This window comes from Streptomyces sp. NPDC001678, from assembly GCF_042892945.1.
Taxonomy (GTDB): domain Bacteria; phylum Actinomycetota; class Actinomycetes; order Streptomycetales; family Streptomycetaceae; genus Streptomyces.
Window position 1 is genome coordinate 324,233 of the sequence record NZ_JBIAUP010000005.1, and the last position, 26,744, is coordinate 350,976.

Here is a 26,744-nt window from a genome sequence, read left to right on the forward strand (position 1 = left end):
CAGTCCGGACCTGAACGGGGGGCCGGTACGCATGAGGAGTGCTCTTGCCAGACGAGGTCCAGCCGCTCACCGCCGCTCAAGAGGACAAGAAGCCGTCTCCCGAGGCCGCGGCGGTCACGGGCACGCCCTCCGGCCGCCCCGCCGGCGCCGACGGGCCCGACCGGGGCACGGACGGGGAGCGGAGCCGTCCGCAGGCCGCGGGCACCCCGCACCACAAGGCCGACCGGCAGTCCGCCACGGCCCGGCCCCAGCCGGCCGCCGCCCCGGTCCCGGCGCGCCCCACGCCCTCGCAGGGCTCCGCGCCCCGGCCCGGCTCCTCCAGCCGCGTCCGCGCCCGCCTCGCCCGTCTCGGCGTCCAGCGCTCCAGCCCGTACAACCCCGTGCTCGAGCCGCTGCTGCGCATCGTGCGCGGAAACGATCCGAAGGCCGACGCCGGCACGTTGCGCCAGATCGAGCGGGCCTACCAGGTCGCCGAGCGCTGGCACCGCGGCCAGAAGCGCAAGAGCGGCGACCCCTACATCACCCACCCCCTCGCCGTCACCACGATCCTCGCCGAGCTGGGCATGGATCCGGCCACCCTGATGGCCGGCCTGCTGCACGACACCGTCGAGGACACCGAGTACGGCCTGGAGGACCTCCGCCGTGACTTCGGCGACCAGGTCGCCCTGCTCGTCGACGGCGTCACCAAGCTGGACCGGGTGCAGTTCGGCGAGGCCGCGCAGGCCGAGACCGTGCGCAAGATGGTCGTCGCCATGGCCAAGGACCCGCGCGTCCTGGTCATCAAGCTCGCCGACCGCCTCCACAACATGCGCACCATGCGCTACCTCAAGCGGGAGAAGCAGGAGAAGAAGGCCCGCGAGACCCTGGAGATCTACGCCCCGCTGGCACACCGGCTGGGCATGAACACCATCAAGTGGGAGCTGGAGGACCTCGCCTTCGCGATCCTCTACCCCAAGATGTACGACGAGATCGTCCGTCTCGTCGCCGAGCGGGCCCCCAAGCGCGACGAGTACCTGGCCGTCGTCACCGACGAGGTCCAGGCCGATCTGCGCGCCGCCCGCATCAAGGCGACCGTCACCGGCCGCCCGAAGCACTACTACAGCGTCTACCAGAAGATGATCGTGCGGGGCCGGGACTTCGCCGAGATCTACGACCTGGTGGGCATCCGCGTCCTCGTCGACACCGTCCGCGACTGCTACGCGGCGCTCGGCACCGTCCACGCCCGGTGGAACCCGGTCCCGGGGCGGTTCAAGGACTACATCGCGATGCCCAAGTTCAACATGTACCAGTCGTTGCACACGACGGTCATAGGGCCCAGCGGCAAGCCCGTCGAACTCCAGATCCGCACGTTCGACATGCACCGCCGCGCCGAGTACGGCATCGCCGCGCACTGGAAGTACAAGCAGGAGGCCGTCGCCGGCGCCTCCAAGATCCGTACGGATGTGCCGAAGAACGCCGGCAAGAACCAGGACACCGTCAATGACATGGCCTGGCTCCGGCAGCTGCTCGACTGGCAGAAGGAGACCGAGGACCCGGGCGAGTTCCTGGAGTCCCTGCGCTTCGACCTCTCGCGCAACGAGGTCTTCGTCTTCACGCCCAAGGGCGATGTCATAGCGCTCCCGGCGGGCGCCACCCCCGTCGACTTCGCCTACGCCGTCCACACCGAGGTCGGCCACCGCACGATAGGCGCCCGGGTCAACGGACGGCTCGTCCCGCTGGAGTCGACCCTCGACAACGGCGACCTGGTGGAGGTCTTCACCTCCAAGGCGACCGGCGCGGGCCCGTCCCGCGACTGGCTGGGCTTCGTCAAGTCCCCGCGCGCCCGCAACAAGATTCGTGCCTGGTTCTCCAAGGAGCGCCGCGACGAGGCCATCGAGCAGGGCAAGGACGCCATCGCGCGCGCCATGCGCAAGCAGAACCTGCCGATCCAGCGGATCCTCACCGGCGACTCGCTGGTCACCCTCGCGCACGAGATGCGCTACCCCGACATCTCCTCCCTCTACGCCGCCATCGGCGAGGGCCATGTCGCGGCGCAGGGCGTGGTGCAGAAGCTCGTCCAGGCCCTCGGCGGCGAGGACGCGGCCACCGAGGACATCGAGGAGGCCGCACCCATCCGCGGCCGCTCCAAGCGCCGCTCGAGCGCCGACCCGGGTGTGGTCGTCAAGGGCGTCGACGACGTGTGGGTGAAGCTGGCCCGCTGTTGTACGCCCGTCCCCGGCGACCCGATCATCGGCTTCGTCACCCGCGGCAACGGCATCTCCGTGCACCGCGCGGACTGCGTCAACGTCGACTCGCTCTCGCAGCAGCCCGAGCGGATCCTCGACGTGGAGTGGGCGCCGACCCAGTCGTCGGTCTTCCTCGTCGCCATCCAGGTGGAGGCGCTGGACCGCTCCCGGCTGCTCTCGGACGTCACCCGGGTGCTGTCCGACCAGCACGTCAACATCCTGTCGGCCGCCGTGCAGACCTCCCGCGACCGGGTGGCCACCTCGCGCTTCACCTTCGAGATGGGTGACCCGAAGCACCTGGGGCACGTGCTCAAGGCCGTCCGCGGTGTGGAGGGCGTCTACGACGTCTACCGCGTGACGTCGGCCCGCAGGCCCTGAGCCGCGCATGAGTAAGGGGCTCCGGCAATAGCCGGAGCCCCTTACCTCTTACTGCGTGACGGCTCGATCAGCCGCCGAACTCCTCAAGGCCCTTCAGGGCCTGGTCCAGCAGCGCCTTGCGGCCCTCCAGCTCCTGCGAGAGCTTGTTCGCCTTGGCGTCGTTGCCCGCGGCACGCGCCTTGTCGACCTGCTCCTGGAGCTTGTCGACGGCCGCCTGGAGCTGACCCGTCAGCCCGGCCGCACGGGCCCGCGCCTCCGGGTTCGTACGCCGCCACTCGGCCTCCTCGGCCTCCTGGATGGCCCGCTCGACCGCGTGCATCCGGCCCTCGATCTTCGGGCGGGCGTCGCGCGGCACATGGCCGATGGCCTCCCAGCGCTCGTTGATCGAGCGGAACGCGGCCCGGGCCGCCTTCAGATCGGTCACCGGGAGCAGCTTCTCGGCCTCGACGACCAGCTCCTCCTTGAGCGTGAGGTTGCCGGACTGCTCCGCGTCGCGCTCGGCGAAGACATGGCCGCGGGCCTGGAAGAAGACGTCCTGGGCGCCCCGGAAACGGGCCCACAGCTCGTCCTCCGCCTCGCGCTGGGCGCGCCCGGCGGCCTTCCAGTCGGCCATCAGGTCGCGGTAGCGCGCGGCCGTCGGGCCCCAGTCCGTCGAGCCCGAGAGCGACTCGGCCTCGGCGACCAGCTTCTCCTTGACCTTGCGGGCCTCCTCGCGCTGTGCGTCCAGCGAGGCGAAGTGCGCCTTGCGCCGCTTGGAGAACGCCGACCGGGCGTGCGAGAAGCGGTGCCACAGCTCGTCGTCGGTCTTGCGGTCCAGCCGGGGCAGGCCCTTCCAGGTGTCCACCAGGGCGCGCAGCCGCTCGCCGGCCGAGCGCCACTGCTCGCTCGCCGCCAGCTCCTCGGCCTCGGCGACCAGGGACTCCTTGGCCGTACGGGCCTCCTCGGACTGCTTGGCCTTGGCCGCCTTGCGCTCCTCGCGGCGCGTCTCGACGGTGGCGACCAGCTTGTCCAGCCGCTCCCGCAGCGCGTTCAGGTCGCCCACCACATGGTGCTCGTCGACCTGGGTGCGGATGTGGTCGATCGCGGCCATCGCGTCCTTGGCCGAGAGATCGGTGGTCTTCACCCGCCGCTCGAGGAGGCCGATCTCGACGACCAGGCCCTCGTACTTGCGCTCGAAGTAAGCCAGGGCCTCCTCCGGGGACCCCGCCTGCCACGAGCCGACGACCTGCTCGCCGTCGGCAGTACGCACGTACACGGTGCCCGTCTCATCGACGCGGCCCCACGGGTCGCTGCTCACAGCGCCTCCTCCACATGATGGCGGGGCCGTCGTCGCGGCCCGCGCGCATCGTCCACAGTTGTTGCCGGGCAGGGCCGCGCCCTGGCCGGTCCGACGGCTTGATCGTTCGGGTGCGCGGAACCGTCGGAGCAGGCACCCTACACAACGCCAACATAGGCGAACGGCGGCCCGGCTGTCCGTATCCCGCGCGACCGAAATTTCGCCGTACGGGCGTCAGCTTCTGGTCACCGCCGCCTTGTCGATGACGACGGTGGCGTTCGGCGCGCCGTCGCCGGCCCCGGACTGCTCACCCGCGGCGGCGATCTTCTTCAGCGTCTTCATGCCCTCGGCGCCGATGGTGCCGAACGGCGTGTACTGCGGCGGCAGCTGGCTGTCCTGGTAGACGAGGAAGAACTGGCTGCCGCCGGTGTGCGGCTGGCCGGTGTTGGCCATCGCGACCGTGCCCGCGGGGTAGACGTTCCCCTTGAGCTTCGAGTCCTTGAGGTTCTCGTCCTCGATCGTGTAGCCGGGGCCGCCCTGGCCGGTGCCCTTGGGGTCGCCGCACTGCAGGACGTAGATCCCGGCGGTGGTCAGCCGGTGGCACTTCGAGTGGTCGAAGAAGCCTTCCTTCGCCAGGAAGTCGAAGGAGTTGACCGTGTGCGGGGCGTTCGCGGCGTCCAGCTTGAGGTCGATGGCGCCGCACGTGGTCGTGAGGTTCATCGCGTACGACGCCGACTTGTCGACCGTCATCTCCGGCTCGGACTTCCACGTCTTGGCGGACGGCGTGCCCGGCGCGGGCTTCGCGCAGGGGTCCGGAACCTTCTTGGGCGTGGGGGCGGCGTCGGCGGCGGTGTCCTTCTTCTTGTCGTCGACCAGGGCGCCGGTGGCGTACGCGGTCGCGCCCGCGGCCAGCACCACGGCGACTCCGGCGGCGATCACCGCGTTACGGCGGTGGGCCTTGCGGCGGGCCGCCTCGCGACGCTGCCGCTGCCGTTCGAACTTCTCCCGGGCGAGCTGGCGCCGCCGCTGCTCGTTACTGACCACCGGGTCCTCTCCTCGTGCCGTCGCTGTGCATGTCATAAGCCACGAATCGCAACTGTCGCCCGTACCGTATACGGGTTCGCCGTGGCGGGAGTGCCGCCGGTAGGCTCTGAGACGGTCGGGTGTCCCCGCCCGGGGGCGTCCGCCGGAAAGACCACCCGCAAGACCGCCTGCAGGACCGCCTGCAAGAACTCGCCGATCATTAAGGACGAACGTGCTCATTGCCGGGTTCCCCGCCGGGGCCTGGGGGACCAACTGCTACCTGGTCGCCCCCGCCGCCGGCGAGGAGTGCGTGATCATCGACCCGGGCCACCAGGCGGCCCAGGGAGTCGAGGAAGCGCTCAAGAAGCATCGGCTCAAGCCCGTCGCCGTCGTCCTCACCCACGGCCACATCGACCACGTCGCCTCGGTCGTCCCGGTGTGCGGCGCCCATGACGTCCCCGCCTGGATCCACCCCGCCGACCGCTACATGATGAGCGACCCGGAGAAGGCCCTGGGCCGCTCCATCGGGCAGCACCTCATGGGCGAGCTCACGGTGGGGGAGCCGGACGACGTCAAGGAGCTCTCCGACGGCAGCCGGCTGGAACTCGCGGGGATGGAGTTCTCCGTCGCGCACGCGCCCGGCCATACCAAGGGGTCGGTGACCTTCAGGATGCCCCGGACCACTGAGATCCCCTCGGTGTTCTTCTCGGGCGACCTGCTGTTCGCCGGCTCCATCGGACGCACCGACCTGCCCGGCGGTGACCACGCCGAGATGCTCCAGTCGCTGGCCCGTGTGTGCCTGCCCCTGGACGACTCGACCGTGGTGCTGTCCGGCCACGGCCCCCAGACGACCATCGGCCAGGAGCGCGCCACCAACCCCTATCTGCGGGAAGTGGCCGCCGGCCTTGGAGCCCCCTCGGCTCCGCGACGAGGAATGTGACGAGAGTTTCCGTGAGCACCTTCAAGGCCCCCAAGGGCACCTACGACCTCCTTCCGCCCGACTCGGCGACCTACCTCGCCGTGCGCGACGCGATCTCCGCCCCGCTCAAGCGGGCCGGCTACGGCTATGTGGAGACCCCCGGCTTCGAGCAGGTCGAGCTGTTCTCCCGCGGTGTCGGCGAGTCCACCGACATCGTGACCAAGGAGATGTACACCCTCACCACCCGCGGCGGCGACCAGCTCGCCCTGCGCCCCGAGGGCACCGCCTCCGTGCTGCGCGCCGCCCTGGAGGCCAACCTCCACAAGGCCGGCAACCTGCCCGTCAAGCTCTGGTACTCGGGCTCGTACTACCGCTACGAGCGCCCGCAGGCCGGCCGCTACCGCCACTTCTCGCAGGTCGGCGCGGAGGCCATCGGCGCCGAGGACCCGGCGCTGGACGCCGAGCTGATCATCCTGGCCGTCGACGCCTACAAGTCGCTGGGCCTGGCGAACTTCCGCCTGCTGCTGAACTCGCTCGGCGACAAGGAGTGCCGCCCCGCCTACCGGGCCGCCCTCCAGGAGTTCCTGCGCGGCCTGGACCTGGACGAGGACACCCGCCGCCGCATCGACATCAACCCGCTGCGCGTCCTGGACGACAAGCGCGAGGCCGTCCAGAAGCAGCTCGTCGGCGCCCCCATGCTCCGCGACCACCTGTGCGAGGCGTGCAAGGCGTACCACGAGCAGGTGCGCGAGCTGCTGACCGCCGCCGGCGTCGCCTTCGAGGACGACGAGAAGCTGGTCCGGGGCCTGGACTACTACACCCGTACCACTTTCGAGTTCGTCCACGACGGCCTCGGCTCGCAGTCCGCCGTCGGCGGCGGCGGCCGCTACGACGGGCTGTCCGAGATGATCGGCGGCCCCGCCCTGCCGTCCGTCGGCTGGGCGCTCGGCGTCGACCGCACGGTGCTGGCCCTCAAGGCCGAGGGGATCGAGCTCGAACTGCCCGCCGCCACCCAGGTCTTCGCGGTGCCGCTGGGCGAGGAGGCCCGCCGGGTGCTCTTCGGCGTGGTCACCGAGCTGCGCCGGGCCGGTGTGGCGACGGACTTCGCCTTCGGCGGCAAGAGCGTGAAGAACGCCATGAAGTCGGCCAACCGCTCCGGCGCGCGCTTCGCGCTCGTCGCCGGCGAGCGGGACCTCGCCGATGGCATGGTGCAGCTGAAGGACCTGGAGAGCGGTGAGCAGAAGGCCGTGGCCCTCGACACCGTTGTGGGTGAGGTCCTTTCGGCCCAGGGCTGATTCACAGGCTACTGGTGCAGAATGGGGCGGCAACGGCCTACTGATGGGATCGACAGCGCTATGACGACTTCGGCACTCGACCGCTCCGACCTCGACGGCACGGAGCGGGACGGCCCCGGGCGTGGCGGCGTGGGCGCGAGCCGTGCGTTCGCGCTGATGCTGGTGATCACCGGTGCGATGGGTCTGCTGGCCTCCTGGGTCATCACGCTGGACAAGATCGAGCTCCTCAAGGACCCGAACTTCAAGCCCGGTTGCAGCCTCAACCCCATCGTCTCCTGCGGCAACATCATGAGCAGCAAGCAGGCCGAGGCCTTCGGGTTCCCCAACCCGATGCTGGGCCTGGTCTGCTACGGCGCGATCATCGCGATCGGGCTGGCGCTGCTCTCCGGTGCCCGCTTCCCGCGCTGGTACTGGCTGGGCATGGAGGCCGGCTGCCTCTTCGGCGTCGGCTTCGTCACCTGGCTCCAGTACCAGTCGCTGTACGTCATCGGCTCGCTCTGCCTGTGGTGCTGCCTCGCCTGGGTCGCCACCATCGTGATGTTCTGGTACGTCACCGTGCAGAACGTCCGGCACGGCTTCATCCCCGCGCCGGACGGGCTCAAGCGGGCGCTGCTGGAGTTCCACTGGGTGCTGCCGGTGCTGCACGTCGGCATCATCGGGATGCTGATCCTCACCAAGTGGTGGTGGTTCTGGACGGGCGGCACGGCCTGATCCGTCCCGTACCTGGCTCATGAACGATGCCGCCGGACCCCCGGGTCCGGCGGCATTGTCAGTGGGGTGGCATAGGGTTTCGAGCGTGGAGCCCGACCTGTTCACCGCCGCCGCGGAAGACCGCCAGGAGAAGGATCCGGCGGGCAGCCCGCTGGCCGTCCGGATGCGCCCCCGCACCCTCGACGAGGTCGTGGGGCAGGGACACCTGCTCAAGCCGGGCTCCCCGCTGCGCCGCCTGGTGGGGGAGGGGAGCGGCGGTCCCGCCGGGCCCTCCTCGGTGATCCTCTGGGGCCCGCCCGGCATCGGCAAGACCACGCTGGCCTATGTGGTCAGCCAGGCCACCAACAAGCGCTTCGTGGAGCTCTCCGCGATCACCGCCGGGGTCAAGGAGGTGCGGGCCGTCATCGACGGCGCCCGCCGCGCCTCCGGGGGCTACGGCAAGGAGACCGTCCTCTTCCTGGACGAGATCCACCGCTTCAGCAAGGCCCAGCAGGACTCCCTGCTGCCCGCCGTGGAGAACCGCTGGGTCACGCTCATCGCGGCCACGACGGAGAATCCCTACTTCTCGATCATCTCCCCGCTGCTCTCGCGCTCCTTGCTGCTGACGCTCCAGGCGCTGACGGACGACGATCTGCGCGGCCTGATCGCCCGCGCCCTCACCGATGAGCGCGGGCTGGGCGGGGCGGTCTCCCTCTCCGCGGATGCCGAGGCCCATCTGCTGCGCATCGCGGGCGGCGACGCCCGCCGCGCGCTCACGGCGCTGGAGGCCGGCGCGGGCTCGGCCATCGCCAAGGGCGAGGCCGAGATCACCCTGGAGACGCTGGAGGGCGCGGTCGACCGGGCGGCCGTGAAGTACGACCGCGACGGCGATCAGCACTACGACGTGGCGAGCGCCCTGATCAAGTCGATCCGCGGTTCGGACGTGGACGCGACGCTGCACTATCTGGCGCGGATGATCGAGGCGGGCGAGGACCCGCGCTTCATCGCGCGCCGGCTGATGATCTCGGCGAGCGAGGACATCGGCCTGGCGGACCCCACGGCCCTCCAGACGGCGGTGGCCGGAGCGCAGGCCGTCGCCCTGATCGGCTTCCCCGAGGCGAGGATCACACTGAGCCAGGTGGCGGTGGCGCTGGCGCTGGCCCCGAAGTCCAACGCGGCGTACCTGGCGATCGACGCCGCGCTGGCGGACGTACGGGCGGGGCTGGCGGGGCCGGTGCCGGCGCATCTGCGGGACAGCCACTACAAGGGGGCGGAGAAGCTGGGGCATGGGCAGGGGTATCAGTACCCCCACGATCTGCCTGGTGGCATCGCGGCGCAGCAGTACGCGCCGGATTCGGTGCACGGGAAGGTGTACTACGAGCCGACTCGGTACGGGGCGGAGGCGCGGTACGCGGACGTGGTGGAGCGAGTGCGCTCGCGCTTGCGGGGGGATTCGTAGCGGTTCGGGTGCGGCCCGGTGGGCCGGTTGTGCCCACCCGTTCCGCCCTGCGGAACGACTGCCCACAACCGGCGCGCCCGGTTCAGTAACCCGCCGCGTCGAACAACTGGTGCATCGCCCGCCGCAAGGCGACGACGTCCTCGACCGGCTCGGGGAATTCGAAGCGCGCGTCGAAGGAGCGGTCGGCCGTCGTGCCGGTGCCGTGGCGGCGGGTGAAGCGGACGCGGAGGCCGAAGCGGTCCAGCGCCACCGGCACCGCCGAGGCGTAGGCGTCCCACGTGTCGCTCTCGCGGTCGCCGAGCAGCGCGCACAGGCTCCGCACCTGGTCGCCGTGGCCGGAGTGGAGGTGCTGGAGCAGCTCCGTCTCGTGCTCGACCAGCGGGTCGGGGCAGGCCTGGGCGAAGGCGTCGGGCTCGACCGTCTCCGCGCCCCACAGGTCGTCCACGCTCGCTTCGCCCAGCTCCAGCCGCAGCAGCATCCGGCCCGGCTCGGCCACCCCGGGCACGCAGGTCAGCCAGCCGGACAGCCAGGCGCGGCCGCGGATACGGTTGGGGACGGAGACGGGGGCCACATCCGTGAGCTCCAGGACCACGGCGAGTTCGTCGTCCTGGGCGTGGGTGGCGGCCCGCACGGCCGGCGAATCGGCGGGCAGGACGAGGAAGACCTCGCCGTCCGGGCCCACGGTCCGCACGTCGGGCAGCAGCTGGTCGGGGTGGGTGCCGGGCAGCCCGGGGATCAGCAGCACCGCGGAGCATGTACTCTGTACGAGAGTTCGTGTGCGCTCGGCTGCTGACGGCATCCGGGCGATCTCAAGTCCGCTGGGACGCGGCTGACCACGATCTGATCGGACCTCCGTCACGTCGACGCCCTCGAGAGCGTCGGATCCCTTTTGGGATCCCTTCGTGCTGTCCGTGATGTGACTGGTGTTCCCCGGACGAGACATGCGATCTCCTTGAGTAAGGTAAGCCTAACCTAACCTATCAACGGAGGTCTGGAGAACGTGCCTAACCAGTCGCGTCCCAAGGTCAAGAAGTCTCGCGCGCTCGGTATCGCGCTGACCCCGAAGGCCGTCAAGTACTTCGAGGCCCGCCCCTACCCGCCGGGTGAGCACGGCCGTGGCCGCAAGCAGAACTCGGACTACAAGGTCCGTCTGCTCGAGAAGCAGCGTCTGCGCGCCCAGTACGACATCAGCGAGCGCCAGATGGCCCGCGCCTACGACCGCGCCAAGAAGGCCGAGGGCAAGACGGGCGAGGCGCTGGTCGTCGAGCTCGAGCGTCGCCTCGACGCCCTGGTCCTGCGTGCCGGCATCGCCCGCACCGTCTACCAGTCGCGCCAGATGGTCGTCCACGGCCACATCGAGGTCAACGGCAAGAAGGTCGACAAGCCGTCCTTCCGCGTCCGCCCGAACGACGTCGTGACCGTTCGCGAGCGCAGCCGTGCCAAGCACCCGTTCCAGGTCGCCATGGCCGGTGGCTACGCCGGTGAGGGCGAGACCCCGCGCTACCTGCAGGTCAACCTGCAGGCGCTGGCGTTCCGCCTGGACCGCGACCCGAACCGCAAGGAGATCCCGGTGATCTGCGACGAGCAGCTCGTCGTCGAGTACTACGCCCGCTAATCCCGGCCGTAGGACCTCTCCTTTCGCCCAGCCCGTCGTTCCGTCGGCCCTCGTGGCCGCGGGCCGGCGGGCTGGCGCGTTTCCGGGGGCCGCGAGACCCCGGACGTCCGTCGTACATCCGTGCCGTACGGACCGGTAATGCGGTACGGCCGTGAAGGCCCGGCGCGATAAGGTCGGTATCCGACAAGCAGTGAAAGACAACAGCTAGGGAGCGGTGCAGCGTGTCCGGTGGAGAGGTGGCCGGGATCCTCGTGGCCGTCTTCTGGGCGATCCTCGTGTCGTTCATCGCCCTGGTGCTGGTCCGGCTCGCGCAGACGCTGAGAGCGGCCACCAGACTGGTCGACGACATCTCCGAGCAGGCCGTCCCGCTGCTGGCCGACGCGTCCGCGACCGTCCGTTCCGCCAACACCCAGCTCGCCCGCGTCGACTCGATCACCGCGGACGTCCAGGAGGTCACGGCGAACGCCTCGGCGCTCTCCTCGACCGTCTCCTCCGCCTTCGGCGGCCCCCTGGTCAAGGTCGCCGCGTTCGGCTACGGCGTGCGCCGCGCGATGGGCCGCAAGGCCGAGCCGGAGCCGCGGAGCACCGTCTTCGTCGGCAGGGCCGTCGACAAGAAGCTGCCGTCCGCCCGGTTCGGCGGCCGCCGTACCCGTGGGAAGGGCTGAGACCCGGAAATGTTCCGCCGCACGTTCTGGTTCACCACCGGCGTAGCAGCCGGCGTGTGGGCCACCACCAAGGTCAACCGCAAGCTCGCCAAGCTCACCCCGGAGAGCCTGGCGCTCCAGGCGGCCGACCGGGCCGTGATCGCCGGCCGCAAGGTCAAGCTCTTCGCCCTCGACGTGCGCGACGGCATGGCCCACCGGGAGGCGGCCCTCAAGGACGCCCTGGGCCTGACCGCCGTCCCGCCGGAGCCCGACCGCCGCGCCCTTCCCGAGCAGCGCCGCCTCGTCGCTCTCGAACAGCACCACACCTACAACTCGTTCACCCGGAAAGAGGACCACTGATGGAGTCGGCTGAAATCCGCCGCCGCTGGCTGCGCTTCTTCGAGGAGCGCGGGCACACCGTCGTCCCCTCGGCGTCGCTCATCGCGGACGACCCGACCCTGCTGCTGGTCCCGGCGGGCATGGTCCCCTTCAAGCCCTACTTCCTCGGTGAGGTCAAGCCGCCCTTCCCGCGCGCCACGAGCGTGCAGAAGTGCGTCCGCACCCCGGACATCGAAGAGGTCGGCAAGACCACCCGCCACGGCACGTTCTTCCAGATGTGCGGCAACTTCTCCTTCGGCGACTACTTCAAGGAAGGCGCCATCAAGTACGCCTGGGAGTTGCTGACGACTCCCGTGGCGGACGGCGGCTACGGCCTGGAGCCCGAGAAGCTCTGGATCACCGTCTACCTCGACGACGACGAGGCCGAGCGCATCTGGCGCGACGTCATCGGCGTGCCGGCCCAGCGCATCCAGCGCCTGGGCAAGAAGGAGAACTACTGGTCCATGGGCGTTCCGGGCCCCTGCGGCCCGTGCTCCGAGATCAACTACGACCGGGGCCCGGAGTTCGGCGTCGAGGGCGGCCCGGCCGTCAACGACGAGCGCTACGTGGAGATCTGGAACCTGGTCTTCATGCAGTACGAGCGCGGTGCCGGCGAGGGCAAGGAGGACTTCCCGATCCTCGGCGACCTGCCCAGCAAGAACATCGACACCGGCCTCGGCCTCGAGCGCCTGGCGATGATCCTCCAGGGCGTGCAGAACATGTACGAGACCGACACCCTGCGTGTCGTGATCGACAAGGCCACCGAGCTCACCGGCGTCCAGTACGGCACGGCCAAGAACACCGACGTCGCGCTGCGCGTGGTCGCCGACCACATGCGCACGTCCACCATGCTCATCGGCGACGGCGTCACCCCCGGCAACGAGGGCCGCGGCTACGTCCTGCGCCGCATCATGCGCCGCGCCATCCGCAACATGCGCCTGCTGGGCGCCACCGGCCCGGTCGTCGCCGAGCTGCTCGACGTCGTCATCCGCACGATGGGCCAGCAGTACCCCGAGCTGCTCACCGACCGCACGCGCATCGAGACCGTCGCGCTCGCCGAGGAGGCCGCCTTCCTCAAGGCCCTCAAGGGCGGCACCAACATCCTCGACACCGCCGTCACCGAGACCAAGGCCGCCGGCGGCACGGTCCTCTCCGGCGACAAGGCGTTCCTGCTCCACGACACCTGGGGCTTCCCCATCGACCTCACCCTGGAGATGGCGGCCGAGCAGGGCCTCTCCGTGGACGAGGACGGCTTCCGCCGCCTGATGAAGGAGCAACGGGAGCGCGCCAAGGCCGACGCCAAGGCCAAGAAGACCGGCCACGCCGACCTGTCCGCCTACCGCGAGTTCGCCGACGCCTCCGGCGAGACCGACTTCACCGGCTACACCACCACCGAGGGCGAGTCGACCATCGTCGGCCTGCTCGTCGACGGTGTGTCCTCCCCGGCCGCCACCGAGGGCGACGAGGTCGAGGTCGTCCTGGACCGCACCCCCTTCTACGCCGAGGGCGGCGGCCAGCTCGCCGACCAGGGCCGGATCAAGCTCCACTCCGGTGCCGTGATCGAGGTCCGCGACGTGCAGAAGCCGGTCCCCGGCGTCCACGTCCACAAGGGTGTCGTCCAGGTCGGCGAGGTCACCGTGGGCGCCTCCGCCTACGCCGTGATCGACGTCAAGCGCCGCCGCGCCATCGCCCGCGCCCACAGCGCCACCCACCTCACCCACCAGGCGCTGCGCGACGCCCTGGGCCCGACGGCCGCCCAGGCCGGTTCGGAGAACTCCCCGGGCCGCTTCCGCTTCGACTTCGGCTCGCCGGCCGCCGTGCCCGGCTCGGTCCTCACCGACGTCGAGCAGCGCATCAACGAGGTCCTCTCCAGCGAGCTCGACGTCCACGCCGAGGTCATGAGCCTGGAGGAGGCCAAGAAGTCCGGTGCCATCGCCGAGTTCGGCGAGAAGTACGGCGAGCGGGTCCGCGTCGTGACCATCGGCGACTTCTCCAAGGAGCTCTGCGGCGGTACGCACGTCGCCAACACCGCCCAGCTGGGTCTGGTGAAGCTCCTCGGCGAGTCCTCGATCGGCTCCGGAGTGCGCCGTGTCGAGGCCCTCGTCGGCGCCGACGCCTACAACTTCCTGGCCAAGGAGCACACGGTCGTCGCCCAGCTCACCGAGCTGGTCAAGGGCCGTCCCGAGGAGCTCCCGGAGAAGATCTCCGGCATGCTCGCCAAGCTCAAGGACGCCGAGAAGGAGATCGAGCGCTTCCGCGCCGAGAAGGTCCTGGCGGCCGCCGCCGGCCTGGCCGAGGGCGCCAAGGACATCCACGGCATCGCCCTGGTCACCGGCCGGGTGCCGGACGGCACCGGCGCCGACGACCTGCGCAAGCTGGTCCTCGACGTCCGCGGCCGCATCCAGGGCGGCCGGGCCGCCGTGGTGGCCCTGTTCACCGTGGCGGGCGGCCGTCCGCTGACCGTGATCGCCACCAACGAGGCCGCCCGCGAGCGCGGTCTGAAGGCCGGCGACCTGGTCCGTACGGCCGCGAAGACCCTCGGCGGCGGTGGCGGCGGCAAGCCGGACGTCGCCCAGGGCGGCGGCCAGAACCCCGAGGCCGTCGACGAGGCCATGGCCGCCGTCGAGCGCCTCGTGGCCCAGGCGGCCTGACGTGCGACGCGGCAGGCGCATCGCCGTGGACGTCGGGGACGCCCGGATCGGGGTCGCCTCGTGCGACCCCGACGGGATCCTCGCCACTCCGGTGGAGACCGTCCCCGGCCGGGACATCCCCCAGGCCCACAAGCGGCTGGTGGCGATCGTCGCGGAGTACGAGCCCATCGAGGTCGTCGTCGGCCTGCCCCGCTCCCTCAAGGGGGGCGAGGGCCCGGCGGCGGCCAAGGTGCGCACCTTCGCCAAGGAGATGGCCCGGCGGGTCGCTCCGGTGCCGGTGCGGCTGGTCGACGAGCGGATGACGACCGTCACGGCCGCCCAGGGGCTGCGCGCCTCCGGCGTCAACGCCAAGAAGGGCCGTTCCGTGGTGGACCAGGCGGCGGCGGTGGTCATCCTCCAGAACGCCCTGGAGACCGAGAAGGTCTCCGGGCGGCCTCCGGGCGAGACCGTCGACGTGGTCATCTGATCGCAATACGGTAACGTTCCGCGCGACATGGCAGCTGTTCGAATGTCTTCAGGGCAGGACCAGACGTCGGACTTCCGCGCTTCACCAGGCGCACTGGCTGCCGCTGTGCGGCTCTAGGGGATAGATGACTGAGTACGGCCGGGGTTCCGGCTCCCAACCGTGGCACCCTGAGGACCCCCTGTACGGGGACCGGGGTTACACCGGGCAGCAGTACACGCAGCCCCAGCAGGCCCAGCAGTCACAGCCCCCCTACACCGGTCAGCAGGAGTACGGCTGGGACCCCTCGCAGCACGCGGGGGGCCCCGGCCCGTACGACACCAACGGTCAGGGCCAGCAGTACGTCGAGCAGCAGACCGGCACGTACCCCAGCGGTGGCCAGCAGGGCTACTACGAGTACGACACCGGTGCCCACGGCTACCCGGACCAGCACACGGGCCAGCACCAGGCCCTCCACCCGGGGAACCAGCAGACCGGGCAGCACCAGGTGCCCATGGATCAGCACACCGGTCAGCACCAGGTGCCCGTGAACCAGCACACCGGTCAGCACCCGGTGCCGCAGGCCCCCGCGGAGCAGCACACGGGCACGCACCAGATGCCCCAGGTGCAGACCGTGCCCGCCGACCCCGTCGAGGAGAAGATCTCCCTCTTCGACGACATCGACGACCGGGCCTCCGCCCCCGCCGTCCTCGACGACGACCCCGACGACGAGCCCGCCCGGGGCCGCGACCGCGGCAAGGGCAGGAGCAAGGGCAAGGGCGGCAAGGGCCGGGAGAAGAAGAACAAGCGCCGCAGCGGCACCGCCTGCCTGCTGGTCGCCGTGGTGCTCGTCGGCGGCCTGGGCGGCGCCGGCTACTTCGCCTACGACTACTGGGAGACCCACTACGGCACCGCGCCCGACTACGAGGGCGAGGGCAACGGCCAGGTGCAGGTCGAGATCCCCAAGGGCGCCAGCCTCACCGAGATGGGCCAGGTCCTCCAGAAGGCCGGGGTCGTCAAGAGCGTCGGCGCCTTCACCGCGGCCGCCGCGAAGAAGTCCATCCAGCCCGGCACGTACACCCTCCACAAGGAGATGTCCGGCGCCGCGGCCGTGGGCATGATGACCAACTCGGCGAACTTCCTCACCTTCGCCGAGGGCATGCGGGCCGCCGAGATCTACACCACGATCGACAAGAAGCTCGGGCTCGCGGCGGGCACCACCAAGGGCGTCGCCAAGAGCCAGGCCAAGAACCTGGGCCTGCCCGAGTGGGCGAACAGCGCCCCCGACGTCAAGGACCCGCTGGAGGGCTTCCTCTTCCCGTCGCAGTACAGCGCGGGCAAGGGCACCAAGCCGGAGGACCTCCTGCGCCAGATGGTCGCCCGCGCCAAGCAGAACTACGAGGCGCAGGACGTGGCGGGCAAGGCCGCCGCGCTGGGGCTGAAGTCTCCGATGGAGGTCATCACCGTCGCGAGCCTCGTCCAGGTCGAGGGCAAGTACAAGCACGACTTCGACAAGATCTCGCGGGTGGTCTACAACCGGCTCAAGCCGGACAACAAGGAGACCTACGGCCTCCTCGACTTCGACTCCACGGTGAACTACGCCAAGAGCCAGAGCACCCTCGACGTCGGTGCCGTCAGCGATCTGCGCAAGTTCAAGGACCCGTACAACACGTACAGCATCAAGGGCCTGCCGCCCGGGCCGATCAGCAACCCCGGCCTGGAAGCGCTGAAGTCCGCGATCCAGCCGGCGGACGGCCCCTGGTACTACTTCGTCTCCATCAACGAGAACGAGACCCTGTTCGCGGTGACGAACGCCGAGCACAACAAGAACCGCCAGCGGTACGAGCAGGAGAACAAGGCGAAGAAGGCGGCCGCGCAGTGACCGCACAACAGCGGGCCGCCGTCCTCGGCTCGCCGATCGCCCACTCCCTCTCCCCGGTCCTCCACCGGGCCGCCTACGCGGCACTGGGCCTGGGGGAGTGGACGTACGACCGCTTCGAGGTGGACGAGGCCGCGCTGCCCGCCTTCCTGGCGGGGCTGGGCCCCGGCTGGGCCGGGCTCTCGCTCACCATGCCCCTCAAGCGGGCGGTGATCCCGCTGCTGGACGACGTCAGCGCCACGGCCCGGTCCGTGGAGGCGGTCAACACCGTCATCCTCACCGACGACGGCCGCCGTCTCGGCGACAACACCGACATCCCCGGCATCGCGGCGGCCCTGCGCGAGCGTGGCGTGGAGACGGTCGGCTCCGCCGCGATCCTCGGCGCCGGAGCCACCGCCTCCTCCGCGCTCGCCGCGCTCGCCCGGATCTGCACCGGCGAGGTCACCGCCTACGTCCGCAGCGCCGAGCGCGCCGCGGAGATGCGCGAGTGGGGCGAGCGGCTGGGCGTGCCCGTGCGCACCGCCGACTGGTCGCGGGCGGCCGAGGCCCTCACCACGCCGCTGGTCGTCGCCACCACCCCCGCCGGGGCCACGGACGATCTCGCCGGGTCCGTCCCCGAGCGCCCCGGCACCCTCTTCGACGTCCTCTACGAGCCCTGGCCGACCCCGCTGGCCGCTGCCTGGGCCGGACGCGGCGGCACCGTCCTCGGCGGCCTGGACCTGCTGGTGCACCAGGCCGTCCTCCAGGTCGAGCTGATGACGGGCCGCGCCCCGGCCCCGCTGGCTGCCATGCGCGCGGCCGGCGAGGCGGCCCTGGCCGCCCGTACGAGCTGAGGCGGCCGCCCGTATGCGTCGGCCCGGCCGTCCACCACGTGACGCCGCCGGTCCACACCCTGGACCGGCGGCCGGGAATGTCCGCCCGGCATGGGAGGATCGGGGTGGCGGGCCAGGGTCGCGCTCCCCGGCCCACCGCCGCGCCGCGCCCCCGGGTCGTCGCGCGGCATGAGATTCGAGCGCGCGAGCAGAGGAGCACCGTTGAGCAGGTTGCGCTGGCTGACGGCGGGGGAGTCGCACGGCCCCGCACTCGTGGCGACGCTGGAGGGTCTTCCCGCCGGCGTGCCGGTCACCACGGAGATGGTGGCGGACCACCTCGCCCGGCGCCGCCTCGGCTATGGACGCGGCGCGCGGATGAAGTTCGAGCGCGACGAGATCACCTTCCTCGGCGGCGTCCGGCACGGACTGTCCATGGGCTCCCCGGTCGCGGTCATGGTGGGCAACACCGAGTGGCCCAAGTGGGAGAAGGTCATGGCGGCCGACCCCGTCGACCCCGCCGAGCTGGCCGAGCTCGCCCGCAACGCCCCGCTCACCCGCCCCCGCCCCGGCCACGCCGACCTCGCCGGGATGCAGAAGTACGGCTTCGACGAGGCCCGGCCGGTCCTGGAGCGGGCCTCCGCCCGTGAGACCGCCGCCCGCGTCGCCCTCGGCGCCGTCGCCCGCTCCTTCCTCAAGGAGGCGGCCGGCATCGAGATCGTCTCCCACGTCGTGGAGCTGGCCGCGGCCAAGGCCCCGTACGGCGTGTACCCCACCCCCGGCGACGTCGAGAAGCTCGACGCCGACCCGGTGCGCTGCCTCGACGAGTCCGCGAGCAAGGCGATGGTCGCCGAGATCGACCAGGCCCACAAGGACGGCGACACCCTCGGCGGCGTCGTCGAGGTCCTGGCCTACGGTGTGCCGGTGGGCCTCGGCTCGCACGTCCACTGGGACCGCCGGCTGGACGCCCGCCTCGCGGCCGCCCTGATGGGCATTCAGGCGATCAAGGGCGTCGAGGTCGGCGACGGCTTCGAGCTGGCGCGCGTGCCCGGCTCCAAGGCGCACGACGAGATCGTCGCCACCGAGGACGGCATCCGCCGCACGTCCGGCCGCTCCGGCGGCACCGAGGGTGGTCTGACCACGGGCGAGCTGCTGCGCGTCCGCGCCGCCATGAAGCCCATCGCCACCGTCCCGCGCGCCCTGCGCACGATCGACGTGACCACCGGCGAGGCCACCCAGGCCCACCACCAGCGCTCGGATGTGTGCGCCGTCCCGGCGGCCGGCATCGTCGCCGAGGCGATGGTCGCGCTCGTCCTCGCCGACGCGGTGGTGGAGAAGTTCGGCGGCGACAGCGTCGCCGAGACCCGCCGCAACGTCCAGGGCTACCTCGAGAACCTGGCCATCAAGTGACCACCCCCGTCCTCGTCCTGGTGGGCCCGCCCGGCGCGGGCAAGTCCACCATCGGTGCCCTGCTCGCCGAGCGGCTGGGCACCGGCTACCGGGACACCGACGCCGATATCGAGGAGACCGCCGGGAAGCCCATCCCGGAGATCTTCGTCGACGAGGGCGAGCCGCACTTCCGCGAGCTGGAGCGGCAGGCCGTCCGTACCGCCGTGGCCGAGCACCCCGGGGTGCTCGCCCTCGGCGGCGGCGCCGTCATGGACCCGGGCACCCGGGCCCTGCTCAAGGGCCTGCCCGTGGTCTTCCTCGACGTCGAACTCGCCGACGCCGTGCGTCGCGTGGGCCTGGACGCCCCGCGCCCGCTGCTCGCCGTCAACCCCCGCAAGCGGTGGCGCGAGCTGATGGAAGCGCGCCGGCCGCTCTACACCGAGGTCGCCCGCGCCGTGGTCGCCACCGGCGGCCGCACCCCGGCCGAGGTCGCCGACGCCGTGCTCCAGGCGCTGCGGCTCTCCCCGGCGCCCACCACCGACACCACTGACTCCCCGCAGTGAGGAACGCATGACCGACGCCCCCACCCGCATCCAGGTCGCCGGCAGCGCGGGCACCGCGCCGTACGAGGTGCTGGTCGGCCGCCAGCTGCTGGGCGAGCTGCCCGGCCTCATCGGCACCAAGGCCAAGCGGGTCGCCGTGCTCCACCCCGAGGCGCTCGCCTCGACCGGGGAGGCCATCCGCGAGGACCTGGCGGCCCAGGGCTACGAGGCCATAGCGATCCAGCTGCCGAACGCCGAGGAGTCCAAGACCGTCGAGGTCGCGGCCTACTGCTGGAAGGCGCTCGGCCAGACCAGCTTCACCCGCACCGACGTCATCGTCGGCGTGGGCGGCGGCGCCACCACCGACCTGGCGGGCTTCGTCGCCGCCACCTGGCTGCGCGGTGTGCGCTGGATCGCCGTGCCCACCACCGTCCTGGGCATGGTCGACGCCGCCGTCGGCGGCAAGACCGGCATCAACACCGCCGAGGGCAAGAACCTCGTCGGCGCCTTCCACCCCCCGGCCGGCGTCCTGTGCGACCTGGCCGCGCTGGAGTCGTTGCCGGTCCACGACTACGTCAGCGGTCTCGCCGAGATCATCAAGGCCGGCTTCATCGCCGACCCGGCGATCCTCGACCTCATCGAGGCCGACCCCGAGGGCGCCCGTACGCCCGGGGGCCCGCACACCTCCGAGCTGATCGAGCGGGCCATCCGGGTCAAGGCCGAGGTGGTCTCCTCCGACCTCAAGGAGTCGGGCCTGCGCGAGATCCTGAACTACGGTCACACGCTCGCCCACGCCATCGAGAAGAACGAGCGCTACAACTGGCGGCACGGCGCGGCCGTCGCCGTCGGCATGGTCTTCGCCGCCGAGCTCGGCCGGATCGCCGGCCGTCTGGACGACGCCACCGCCGACCGGCACCGCGCGATCCTCACCGCCGTCGGCCTGCCCGTCACCTACCGCGGCGACCAGTGGCCGAAGCTGCTGGAGACCATGAAGGTCGACAAGAAGACCCGCGGCGACCGGCTGCGCTTCATCGTCCTCGACGGCCTGGCCAAGCCCACGGTCCTTGAGGGCCCGGACCCGGCGATGCTGCTGGCCGCACACGCCGAGATCGCGGCGTGAGCGGGGTGAGCGATATCCGGAAGGTCCTCGTCCTCAACGGGCCCAACCTGGGCCGGCTCGGCTCGCGCGAGCCCGACGTCTACGGCTCGACCTCCTACAAGGGTCTCGTCGAGGCGTGCACGACGCTCGGCGCGGAGCTCGGCTTCGCCGTCGAGGTCCGGGAGACCAACGACGAGGGCGAGCTGGTCCGCTGGCTGCACGAGGCGGCCGACGGCGAGCTGCCCGTCGTCATCAACCCCGGCGCGTTCACCCACTACTCGTACGCGATGCGCGACGCGGCGGCCCAGCGGACGGCGCCGCTCATCGAGGTGCACATCTCCAACCCGTACGCGCGGGAGGAGTTCCGTCACACGTCGGTGATCGCGGCGGTGGCGAGCGGTACGGTTGCGGGGTTCGGGATCGGTTCGTACCGGCTTGCCCTGCGGGCGCTGGCGGAGGAACTGACGGGCTGACAGGGGCGTCCTCAGGGCGGGGCTTACGCTTTCCCCTGACCCGCCCCTTCCCGATTCCCGGTGGCAAGCCCCCGGACCCCCGGACCGCGCCGCGCGCGGTGTCCTCAAACGCCGGACGGGCTGAAATCAGCCCGTTGGGGGCACCTCCCAGCGGTAGCTGGGGGAGTTTGAGGACCGGGGTCCGGGGCGGAGCCCCGGTTACGGGAAGGGGCGGGATTGGGGAAACCCCACCGCCCCACGCCAGAACGAGACGGAGAGCCACCGGATGCAGCTCCCACCGATGCCGGCCGGCCCGCCACAAGGGACCATGGCCGGGCCGGCCCAGACCGCCGCCGTCGCCGTCCTCCTCATCGGCCCGGCCGGCGCCGGCAAGACCACCGTCGCCCGGTACTGGGCCGACACCCGCCGGGTGCCCACGGCGCACATCAGCCTGGACGACGTCCGCGAATGGGTGCGCTCCGGATTCGCCGACCCGCAGTCCGGGTGGAACGACCACTCCGAGGCGCAGTACCGCCTCGCCCGCCGCACCTGCGGCTTCGCCGCGCGGAACTTCATCGCCAACGGCATCTCCTGCATCCTCGACGACGCCGTCTTCCCCGACCGGCCCGTCGTCGGCCTCGGCGGCTGGAAGCGGCACGTGGGCCCGGGGCTGCTGCCCGTGGTGCTGCTGCCCGGCCTGGACGTCGTCCTCGAACGCAACGCCGAACGCAGCGGCAATCGCCGGCTCAGCGACGAGGAGGTCGCCCGGATCCACGGCCGGATGGCCGGCTGGTACGGCTCGGGCCTGCCCATCATCGACAACTCCCAGCTGGACGTCGCCACGACCGCCCGGCTGCTCGACGAGGCCGTCGCCCGCGCCCTGACCACCTGGTAGGTCCCCGGTCGGAGGCGCTGGAAAGGCCGGATGCGGCCGCCGAACGTACGCTCGGAAGCATGTCCGAGGTGTACGCGACGCGCCGGGCCCGGCTGCGCGAGCGGTGCGCGGCGGCCGGCGGCGAGGCCGCCCTGGTCTGCGGCGGCGCCAATGTCCGGTATCTGGCGGGCGGCGCGCCGCCCGGGGCCGCGTTGCTCCTGGGCCCGGACGGCGACGACGCGCTGGTGTGCGCGAGCGACCCCTTCGTGGACGCCACGGGCGCCAGCCGCCCCGGCGACGGGCTGACCGTCCTGGTGCTGCCCACGCCCGAGGGCGATCCGGCCGTGGCCGCCGCCGAGCGGGCCGCGGAGCGCGGGGTGCGGTCGCTCGCCGTCGAGGAGCACCATCTGACCGTGGCCCGGCACCGCGCGGTGCGCTCGGTCGCCCCCCGGCTGCGGCTGGGCGACCTGGGGACGGCCGTGGAGCAGCAGCGGGTGATCAAGGACGACGAGGAGATCTCGACCCTGCGGATCGCCGCCGAGATCGCCGACCAGGCCCTGGGCGAGCTGCTGGAGTCGATACTCGTCGGCCGCACCGAGCGCCATCTGGCGCTGGAGCTGGAGCGCCGGCTGATCGACCACGGCGCGGACGGCCCGGCCTTCCCCACGTCGGTGGGCGCGGGGCCCCACTCGGGGCGGACCGGGCACGTCCCGACCGACCGCCGGGTGGAGGAGGGCGATTTCCTCAGCGTCTGCCTGGGGGCGGACTATCGTGGGTACCGGAGCGAGATCGCCCGTACGTTCGTCATCGGGGCCTCTCCGGCGGACTGGCAGATCGAGCTGTACGAGCAGGTCTTCGCCGCCCAGCGGGCGGGTCGTGAGGCCCTCGCGCCGGGCGCGGCGTACCGTGATGTGGACCGCGCGGCACGGGTCGTGCTGGAGGCCGCGGGCCATGGCGAAAGGGTCGGACCCCGCATCGGTCACGGCGTGGGGCTCGAAAACGACGAGGACCCTCGGCTGGCACCGTCCGCAATGGGTAAACTGGACGCTTGCGTGCCGGTCACCGTAGATCCGGGAGTCCACCTCCCGGGGCGGGGCGGCGTCCGGATCGATGACACGCTCGTCGTCCGCCCCGAGGCGGACGGCGGACCCGAGCTACTCACCATTACGACCAAAGAGCTGCTCGCGCTCTAACCGGCGCATCGCACGTTCTTGGTTCCACCAGCCCAGGAGATACCGCAACCGTGGCATCCACGAACGACCTCAAGAACGGCATGGTGCTCAAGCTCGACGGCGGCCAGCTCTGGTCCGTCGTCGAGTTCCAGCACGTCAAGCCCGGCAAGGGCCCCGCCTTCGTCCGTACGAAGCTGAAGAACGTGCTCTCCGGCAAGGTCGTCGACAAGACCTTCAACGCGGGCGTGAAGGTCGACACGGCCACCGTCGACCGCCGCGACATGCAGTTCTCGTACATGGACGGCGAGTACTTCGTCTTCATGGACATGAAGGACTACGACCAGCTGATGATCGACCGGAAGGCCGTCGGCGACGCCGCGAACTTCCTCATCGAGGGCTTCGAGGCCACGGTCGCCACGCACGAGGGCGAGGTGCTCTACGTCGAGCTCCCGGCCGCCGTCGAGCTGGTCATCGAGCACACCGACCCGGGTGTCCAGGGCGACCGCTCCACCGGTGGCACCAAGCCCGCGAAGCTGGAGACCGGCTACGAGATCCAGGTCCCGCTCTTCGTCACCACCGGCGAGAAGATCAAGGTCGACACGCGCACCGGCGATTACCTCGGCCGGGTGAACAGCTAACCGTGTCCGCCCGCAGCAAGGCCCGTAAGCGCGCCTTCCAGATCCTCTTCGAGGCCGACCAGCGTGGCTCGTCCGTGGAGTCGGTCCTCGCTGACTGGATCCGGCATGCCCGGACCGACGACAGGCAGCCTCCGGTCAACCCGTACACGATCCAGCTGGTCGAGGGCTACGCCGAGCGCGCGGCCCGGATCGACGAGCTGATCGCCACCTACGCGATCGACTGGGACCTGGACCGCATGCCGGCCGCGGACCGTGGCATCGTGCGGCTCGGCGCGTACGAGCTGATCTGGGAGGACGAGACCCCGGACGCCGTGGCGATCGACGAGGCGGTGGAGCTCGCCAAGGAGTTCTCCACCGACGACTCGCCCGCGTTCGTCAACGGTCTCCTCGGTCGTTTCAAGGAGCTCAAGCCGAGCCTTCGGCGCGCCTAGCGCGAGCTCACCGACGAAAAACCGCCGTGGGGCGGGAAACCATCCGGTTTCCCGCCCCACGGCGGTTTTGTTGTCAAGAACGGCGGACGGTTACACGTCCTCGTGCTGAACGGCGCGGCGGGCGTCCGCGTCGAGCACGCCCCAGCTGATCAGCTGCTCGGTGAGCACCGAGGGCGACTGGTCGTAGATCACGGCAAGGGTGCGCAGATCGTCCTGGCGGATCGAGAGGACCTTGCCGTTGTAGTCGCCGCGCTGGCTCTGGATGGTGGCGGCGTAACGCTGGAGCGGGCCCGCCTTCTCGGCCGGGACGTGGGCGAGGCGCTCCAGGTCCAGGACCAGCTTCGGCGGGGGCTCGGCCGCGCCGCCGGGCGTCGTGCCGGGCAGCAGCTCCTGCACGGGCACGCCGTAGAAGTCGGCCAGCTCGGCCAGGCGCTGAACGGTCACGGCACGGTCGCCGCGCTCGTAAGAACCCACGACAACGGCCTTCCAGCGGCCCTGGGACTTCTCCTCGACACCATGGAGGGAGAGGCCCTGCTGGGTGCGGATGGCGCGGAGCTTGGCCCCGAGCTGTTTGGCGTATTCGCTGGACATAAAGCTCCCCGGACACTCTATCGATCGCGCGGCCGCGCCGTGCGACTGGTAACTCACTGTGAGGTTACGCAGCGTAATCTCGGTTCGTCAAGCCGAATGGGCCCCGCCCTGGGCCGTCAGTGGCTGTGGCTGGAGTTCGTCGTGGGTCCTGGTACGGTGAATCCTGTAAATCCGACGTCCTTTAATGTCCGTCCCGTGAGGCGGAGAAGGAGGTCCGTTTCGTATGGACGCAATTCCCAGCGCGCGTCCCGTGCTCGAAGCACCGGACATCGCCCGGGTCCTCACCCGTATCGCGCACGAGATCGTCGAACGCGCCAAGGGCGCCGACGACGTCGTACTCCTCGGCATTCCCACCCGCGGTGTCTTCCTCGCCCGCCGGCTGGCCGCCAAGCTCGAGGACATCACCGGAAGCAAGACCCCGGTCGGCTCCCTCGACATCACCATGTACCGCGACGACCTGCGGCTCCGCCCGGCCCGTGCGCTCGCCCGGACCGAGATCCCCGGTGAGGGCATCGACGGCAGGCTCGTCATCCTCGTCGACGACGTGCTCTTCTCCGGCCGCACCATCCGCGCCGCCCTCGACGCGATGAACGACCTGGGCCGCCCCCGCGCCGTCCAGCTCGCCGTCCTCGTCGACCGCGGCCACCGTGAGCTCCCGATCCGCGCCGACTACGTCGGCAAGAACCTCCCCACGTCGCTGCGGGAGACGGTCAAGGTCCACCTGACCGAGGAGGACGGCCGCGACAGCGTGCTCCTCGGCGCGGGCACGACCGCCCCGGCCGACGGGCAGTAGCGAGCCTCCCACGGACCCGCGGGGCGGGTCCGTGCGCCGCCGCATGCCCGGCCACAGCCCTCGCACACCTCCACACCCACGGAGCACCCGGATGAAGCGCCACCTCATCTCGGCCGCCGACCTCACCCGCGACGACGCCGTCCTGATCCTCGACACCGCCGAGGAGATGGCCCGGGTCGCGGACCGGCCGATCAAGAAGCTGCCCACCCTGCGCGGCCGCACCGTCGTCAACCTGTTCTTCGAGGACTCGACGCGGACCCGTATCTCCTTCGAGGCCGCCGCCAAGCGGCTCTCCGCCGACGTCATCAACTTCTCCGCCAAGGGCTCCTCGGTCTCCAAGGGCGAGTCCCTGAAGGACACCGCCCTGACCCTGGAGGCCATGGGCGCCGACGCCGTCGTCATCCGCCACCACGCCTCCGGCGCCCCCTACCGGCTGGCCAACTCGGGCTGGATCGACGGGGCCGTCGTCAACGCCGGCGACGGCACCCACGAGCACCCCACCCAGGCGCTGCTGGACGCCTTCACCATGCGCCGCCGCCTGGTCGGCCGGGACGCCGGCCTCGGCAAGGACCTGTCCGGCCGGCGGATCACGATCGTCGGCGACGTGCTGCACAGCCGGGTGGCCCGCTCCAACGTCCACCTGCTGACCACGCTCGGCGCCGAGGTCACCCTGGTCGCCCCGCCCACGCTGGTGCCCGTCGGAGTCGACACCTGGCCCTGCGAGGTCTCCTACGACCTCGACGCCGTGCTGCCGAAGTCCGACGCCGTGATGATGCTGCGGGTGCAGCGCGAGCGGATGAACGCCGCCTTCTTCCCGACCGAGCGCGAGTACTCGCGCCGCTACGGCCTGGACGGCGACCGGATGGCGAAGATGCCCGAGCACGCCATCGTGATGCACCCCGGCCCGATGAACCGCGGCATGGAGATCACCGCCCAGGTCGCCGACTCCGACCGCTGCACGGCCGTCGAGCAGGTCGCCAACGGCGTCAGCACCCGGATGGCCGTCCTCTACCTGCTGCTCGGCGGCTCCGAGCCCGCCGTCGGCACGAACAACGCCCGCACCGAGGAGAACAAGTAATC

26 protein-coding genes are annotated in these 26,744 nt (G+C 71.2%); 22 read left to right on the forward strand and 4 right to left on the reverse strand.

Going from position 1 to position 26,744, the window contains the following annotated elements; genetic code table 11:
• The first annotated feature begins 44 nt into the window (after positions 1-44).
• Entirely contained in the window at positions 45-2,603 is a 2,559-nt protein-coding gene (locus ACFYZR_RS13330; protein ID WP_391909310.1) for a RelA/SpoT family protein, read from the forward strand.
• 67 nt (positions 2,604-2,670) lie between these two features.
• On the opposite strand, the gene ACFYZR_RS13335 is transcribed toward ACFYZR_RS13330, so the two are convergent.
• Positions 2,671-3,900, reverse strand: a complete 1,230-nt coding sequence (locus ACFYZR_RS13335; protein WP_391909313.1) for a DUF349 domain-containing protein — start codon at positions 3,898-3,900, stop codon at positions 2,671-2,673.
• 213 nt (positions 3,901-4,113) lie between these two features.
• Positions 4,114-4,923 carry a peptidylprolyl isomerase gene (locus ACFYZR_RS13340; protein WP_391909316.1) on the reverse strand — a complete coding sequence of 270 codons (810 nt, stop codon included), beginning with the start codon at positions 4,921-4,923 and terminating at the stop codon, positions 4,114-4,116.
• A 211-nt stretch (positions 4,924-5,134) separates the two neighbouring features.
• Between ACFYZR_RS13340 and ACFYZR_RS13345 the strand changes: the two genes are divergently transcribed.
• The 4 genes from ACFYZR_RS13345 (at position 5,135) to ACFYZR_RS13360 (ending at position 9,265) form a co-directional block, all read left to right on the forward strand.
• On the forward strand, positions 5,135-5,842 hold the full coding sequence (locus tag ACFYZR_RS13345) for an MBL fold metallo-hydrolase (protein WP_391909319.1): 708 nt from the start codon (positions 5,135-5,137) through the stop codon (positions 5,840-5,842).
• An 11-nt stretch (positions 5,843-5,853) separates the two neighbouring features.
• Positions 5,854-7,116: a histidine--tRNA ligase gene (gene hisS / locus ACFYZR_RS13350; RefSeq protein WP_391909322.1), complete on the forward strand. Its 1,263-nt coding sequence runs from the start codon at positions 5,854-5,856 to the stop codon at positions 7,114-7,116.
• Between the two features lie 60 nt (positions 7,117-7,176).
• The gene (locus tag ACFYZR_RS13355; protein WP_391909326.1) at positions 7,177-7,827 is read left to right on the forward strand and encodes a vitamin K epoxide reductase family protein; all 651 of its coding nucleotides are present in this window, start codon (positions 7,177-7,179) and stop codon (positions 7,825-7,827) included.
• Positions 7,828-7,912: 85 nt separating this feature from the next.
• Positions 7,913-9,265 (forward strand): replication-associated recombination protein A, encoded by a 1,353-nt coding sequence (locus tag ACFYZR_RS13360; RefSeq protein ID WP_391909328.1) that lies wholly within the window; start codon positions 7,913-7,915, stop codon positions 9,263-9,265.
• Between the two features lie 82 nt (positions 9,266-9,347).
• On the opposite strand, the gene ACFYZR_RS13365 is transcribed toward ACFYZR_RS13360, so the two are convergent.
• The gene (locus ACFYZR_RS13365; RefSeq protein WP_391909331.1) at positions 9,348-10,064 is read right to left on the reverse strand and encodes a DUF2470 domain-containing protein; all 717 of its coding nucleotides are present in this window, start codon (positions 10,062-10,064) and stop codon (positions 9,348-9,350) included.
• A 201-nt stretch (positions 10,065-10,265) separates the two neighbouring features.
• Between ACFYZR_RS13365 and rpsD the strand changes: the two genes are divergently transcribed.
• From rpsD to nusB, 15 genes are all read left to right on the forward strand, one after another.
• Positions 10,266-10,880 (forward strand): 30S ribosomal protein S4, encoded by a 615-nt coding sequence (gene rpsD / locus ACFYZR_RS13370; protein ID WP_229352320.1) that lies wholly within the window; start codon positions 10,266-10,268, stop codon positions 10,878-10,880.
• A 221-nt stretch (positions 10,881-11,101) separates the two neighbouring features.
• Positions 11,102-11,545 (forward strand): DUF948 domain-containing protein, encoded by a 444-nt coding sequence (locus ACFYZR_RS13375; protein WP_391909334.1) that lies wholly within the window; start codon positions 11,102-11,104, stop codon positions 11,543-11,545.
• 9 nt (positions 11,546-11,554) lie between these two features.
• Positions 11,555-11,884, forward strand: a complete 330-nt coding sequence (locus tag ACFYZR_RS13380) for a hypothetical protein (protein ID WP_391909336.1) — start codon at positions 11,555-11,557, stop codon at positions 11,882-11,884.
• Complete coding sequence (gene alaS / locus ACFYZR_RS13385) at positions 11,884-14,553, forward strand: alanine--tRNA ligase (protein WP_391909339.1); 2,670 nt, start codon at positions 11,884-11,886, stop codon at positions 14,551-14,553. The genes ACFYZR_RS13380 and alaS overlap by 1 nt, the downstream gene beginning before the upstream one ends.
• A 1-nt stretch (position 14,554) precedes the next feature.
• Positions 14,555-15,019 carry a Holliday junction resolvase RuvX gene (gene ruvX / locus ACFYZR_RS13390; protein ID WP_311610405.1) on the forward strand — a complete coding sequence of 155 codons (465 nt, stop codon included), beginning with the start codon at positions 14,555-14,557 and terminating at the stop codon, positions 15,017-15,019.
• Between the two features lie 124 nt (positions 15,020-15,143).
• Positions 15,144-16,877: an endolytic transglycosylase MltG gene (mltG, locus tag ACFYZR_RS13395; protein WP_391909343.1), complete on the forward strand. Its 1,734-nt coding sequence runs from the start codon at positions 15,144-15,146 to the stop codon at positions 16,875-16,877.
• Positions 16,874-17,707 carry a shikimate dehydrogenase gene (locus ACFYZR_RS13400; RefSeq protein ID WP_391909346.1) on the forward strand — a complete coding sequence of 278 codons (834 nt, stop codon included), beginning with the start codon at positions 16,874-16,876 and terminating at the stop codon, positions 17,705-17,707. Before mltG ends, ACFYZR_RS13400 begins: the two co-directional genes overlap by 4 nt.
• Before the next feature lie 201 nt (positions 17,708-17,908).
• Complete coding sequence (gene aroC, locus ACFYZR_RS13405; protein ID WP_391909349.1) at positions 17,909-19,093, forward strand: chorismate synthase; 1,185 nt, start codon at positions 17,909-17,911, stop codon at positions 19,091-19,093.
• Positions 19,090-19,635, forward strand: a complete 546-nt coding sequence (locus tag ACFYZR_RS13410) for a shikimate kinase (RefSeq protein WP_391909351.1) — start codon at positions 19,090-19,092, stop codon at positions 19,633-19,635. The genes aroC and ACFYZR_RS13410 overlap by 4 nt, the downstream gene beginning before the upstream one ends.
• A gap of 7 nt (positions 19,636-19,642) precedes the next feature.
• Positions 19,643-20,734: a 3-dehydroquinate synthase gene (gene aroB, locus ACFYZR_RS13415; RefSeq protein WP_391909354.1), complete on the forward strand. Its 1,092-nt coding sequence runs from the start codon at positions 19,643-19,645 to the stop codon at positions 20,732-20,734.
• Positions 20,735-20,748: 14 nt separating this feature from the next.
• Entirely contained in the window at positions 20,749-21,186 is a 438-nt protein-coding gene (aroQ, locus tag ACFYZR_RS13420) for a type II 3-dehydroquinate dehydratase (RefSeq protein WP_391909804.1), read from the forward strand.
• Positions 21,187-21,343: 157 nt separating this feature from the next.
• Entirely contained in the window at positions 21,344-22,060 is a 717-nt protein-coding gene (locus ACFYZR_RS13425) for an AAA family ATPase (RefSeq protein ID WP_391909807.1), read from the forward strand.
• A gap of 59 nt (positions 22,061-22,119) precedes the next feature.
• Positions 22,120-23,232 (forward strand): aminopeptidase P family protein, encoded by a 1,113-nt coding sequence (locus ACFYZR_RS13430; RefSeq protein ID WP_391909357.1) that lies wholly within the window; start codon positions 22,120-22,122, stop codon positions 23,230-23,232.
• A gap of 50 nt (positions 23,233-23,282) precedes the next feature.
• Positions 23,283-23,849 (forward strand): elongation factor P, encoded by a 567-nt coding sequence (gene efp / locus ACFYZR_RS13435; RefSeq protein WP_311610419.1) that lies wholly within the window; start codon positions 23,283-23,285, stop codon positions 23,847-23,849.
• A 2-nt stretch (positions 23,850-23,851) separates the two neighbouring features.
• Positions 23,852-24,280 (forward strand): transcription antitermination factor NusB, encoded by a 429-nt coding sequence (nusB, locus tag ACFYZR_RS13440; RefSeq protein ID WP_311610421.1) that lies wholly within the window; start codon positions 23,852-23,854, stop codon positions 24,278-24,280.
• Between the two features lie 90 nt (positions 24,281-24,370).
• On the opposite strand, the gene bldD is transcribed toward nusB, so the two are convergent.
• Positions 24,371-24,871, reverse strand: coding sequence for a transcriptional regulator BldD (bldD, locus tag ACFYZR_RS13445; RefSeq protein ID WP_171084876.1), 501 nt, complete (start codon positions 24,869-24,871; stop codon positions 24,371-24,373).
• Between the two features lie 223 nt (positions 24,872-25,094).
• Here bldD and pyrR point away from each other — a divergent pair, with 223 nt between their 5' ends.
• On the forward strand, positions 25,095-25,664 hold the full coding sequence (gene pyrR / locus ACFYZR_RS13450; protein ID WP_311610423.1) for a bifunctional pyr operon transcriptional regulator/uracil phosphoribosyltransferase PyrR: 570 nt from the start codon (positions 25,095-25,097) through the stop codon (positions 25,662-25,664).
• Positions 25,665-25,755: 91 nt separating this feature from the next.
• Positions 25,756-26,742 (forward strand): aspartate carbamoyltransferase catalytic subunit, encoded by a 987-nt coding sequence (locus tag ACFYZR_RS13455; protein ID WP_391909361.1) that lies wholly within the window; start codon positions 25,756-25,758, stop codon positions 26,740-26,742.
• Positions 26,743-26,744 lie beyond the last annotated feature (2 nt).

Coding starts and splice junctions, on each gene's coding strand:
- bldD (WP_171084876.1), bottom strand. CDS start 24,871: ATGTCCAGCGAATACGCCAAACAGCTCGGGGCCAAGCTCCGCGCCATC.
- pyrR (WP_311610423.1), top strand. CDS start 25,095: ATGGACGCAATTCCCAGCGCGCGTCCCGTGCTCGAAGCACCGGACATC.
- ACFYZR_RS13365 (WP_391909331.1), bottom strand. CDS start 10,064: ATGCCGTCAGCAGCCGAGCGCACACGAACTCTCGTACAGAGTACATGC.
- ACFYZR_RS13430 (WP_391909357.1), top strand. CDS start 22,120: ATGTCCGAGGTGTACGCGACGCGCCGGGCCCGGCTGCGCGAGCGGTGC.
- aroB (WP_391909354.1), top strand. CDS start 19,643: ATGACCGACGCCCCCACCCGCATCCAGGTCGCCGGCAGCGCGGGCACC.
- ACFYZR_RS13380 (WP_391909336.1), top strand. CDS start 11,555: ATGTTCCGCCGCACGTTCTGGTTCACCACCGGCGTAGCAGCCGGCGTG.
- ACFYZR_RS13355 (WP_391909326.1), top strand. CDS start 7,177: ATGACGACTTCGGCACTCGACCGCTCCGACCTCGACGGCACGGAGCGG.
- alaS (WP_391909339.1), top strand. CDS start 11,884: ATGGAGTCGGCTGAAATCCGCCGCCGCTGGCTGCGCTTCTTCGAGGAG.
- ACFYZR_RS13455 (WP_391909361.1), top strand. CDS start 25,756: ATGAAGCGCCACCTCATCTCGGCCGCCGACCTCACCCGCGACGACGCC.
- mltG (WP_391909343.1), top strand. CDS start 15,144: ATGACTGAGTACGGCCGGGGTTCCGGCTCCCAACCGTGGCACCCTGAG.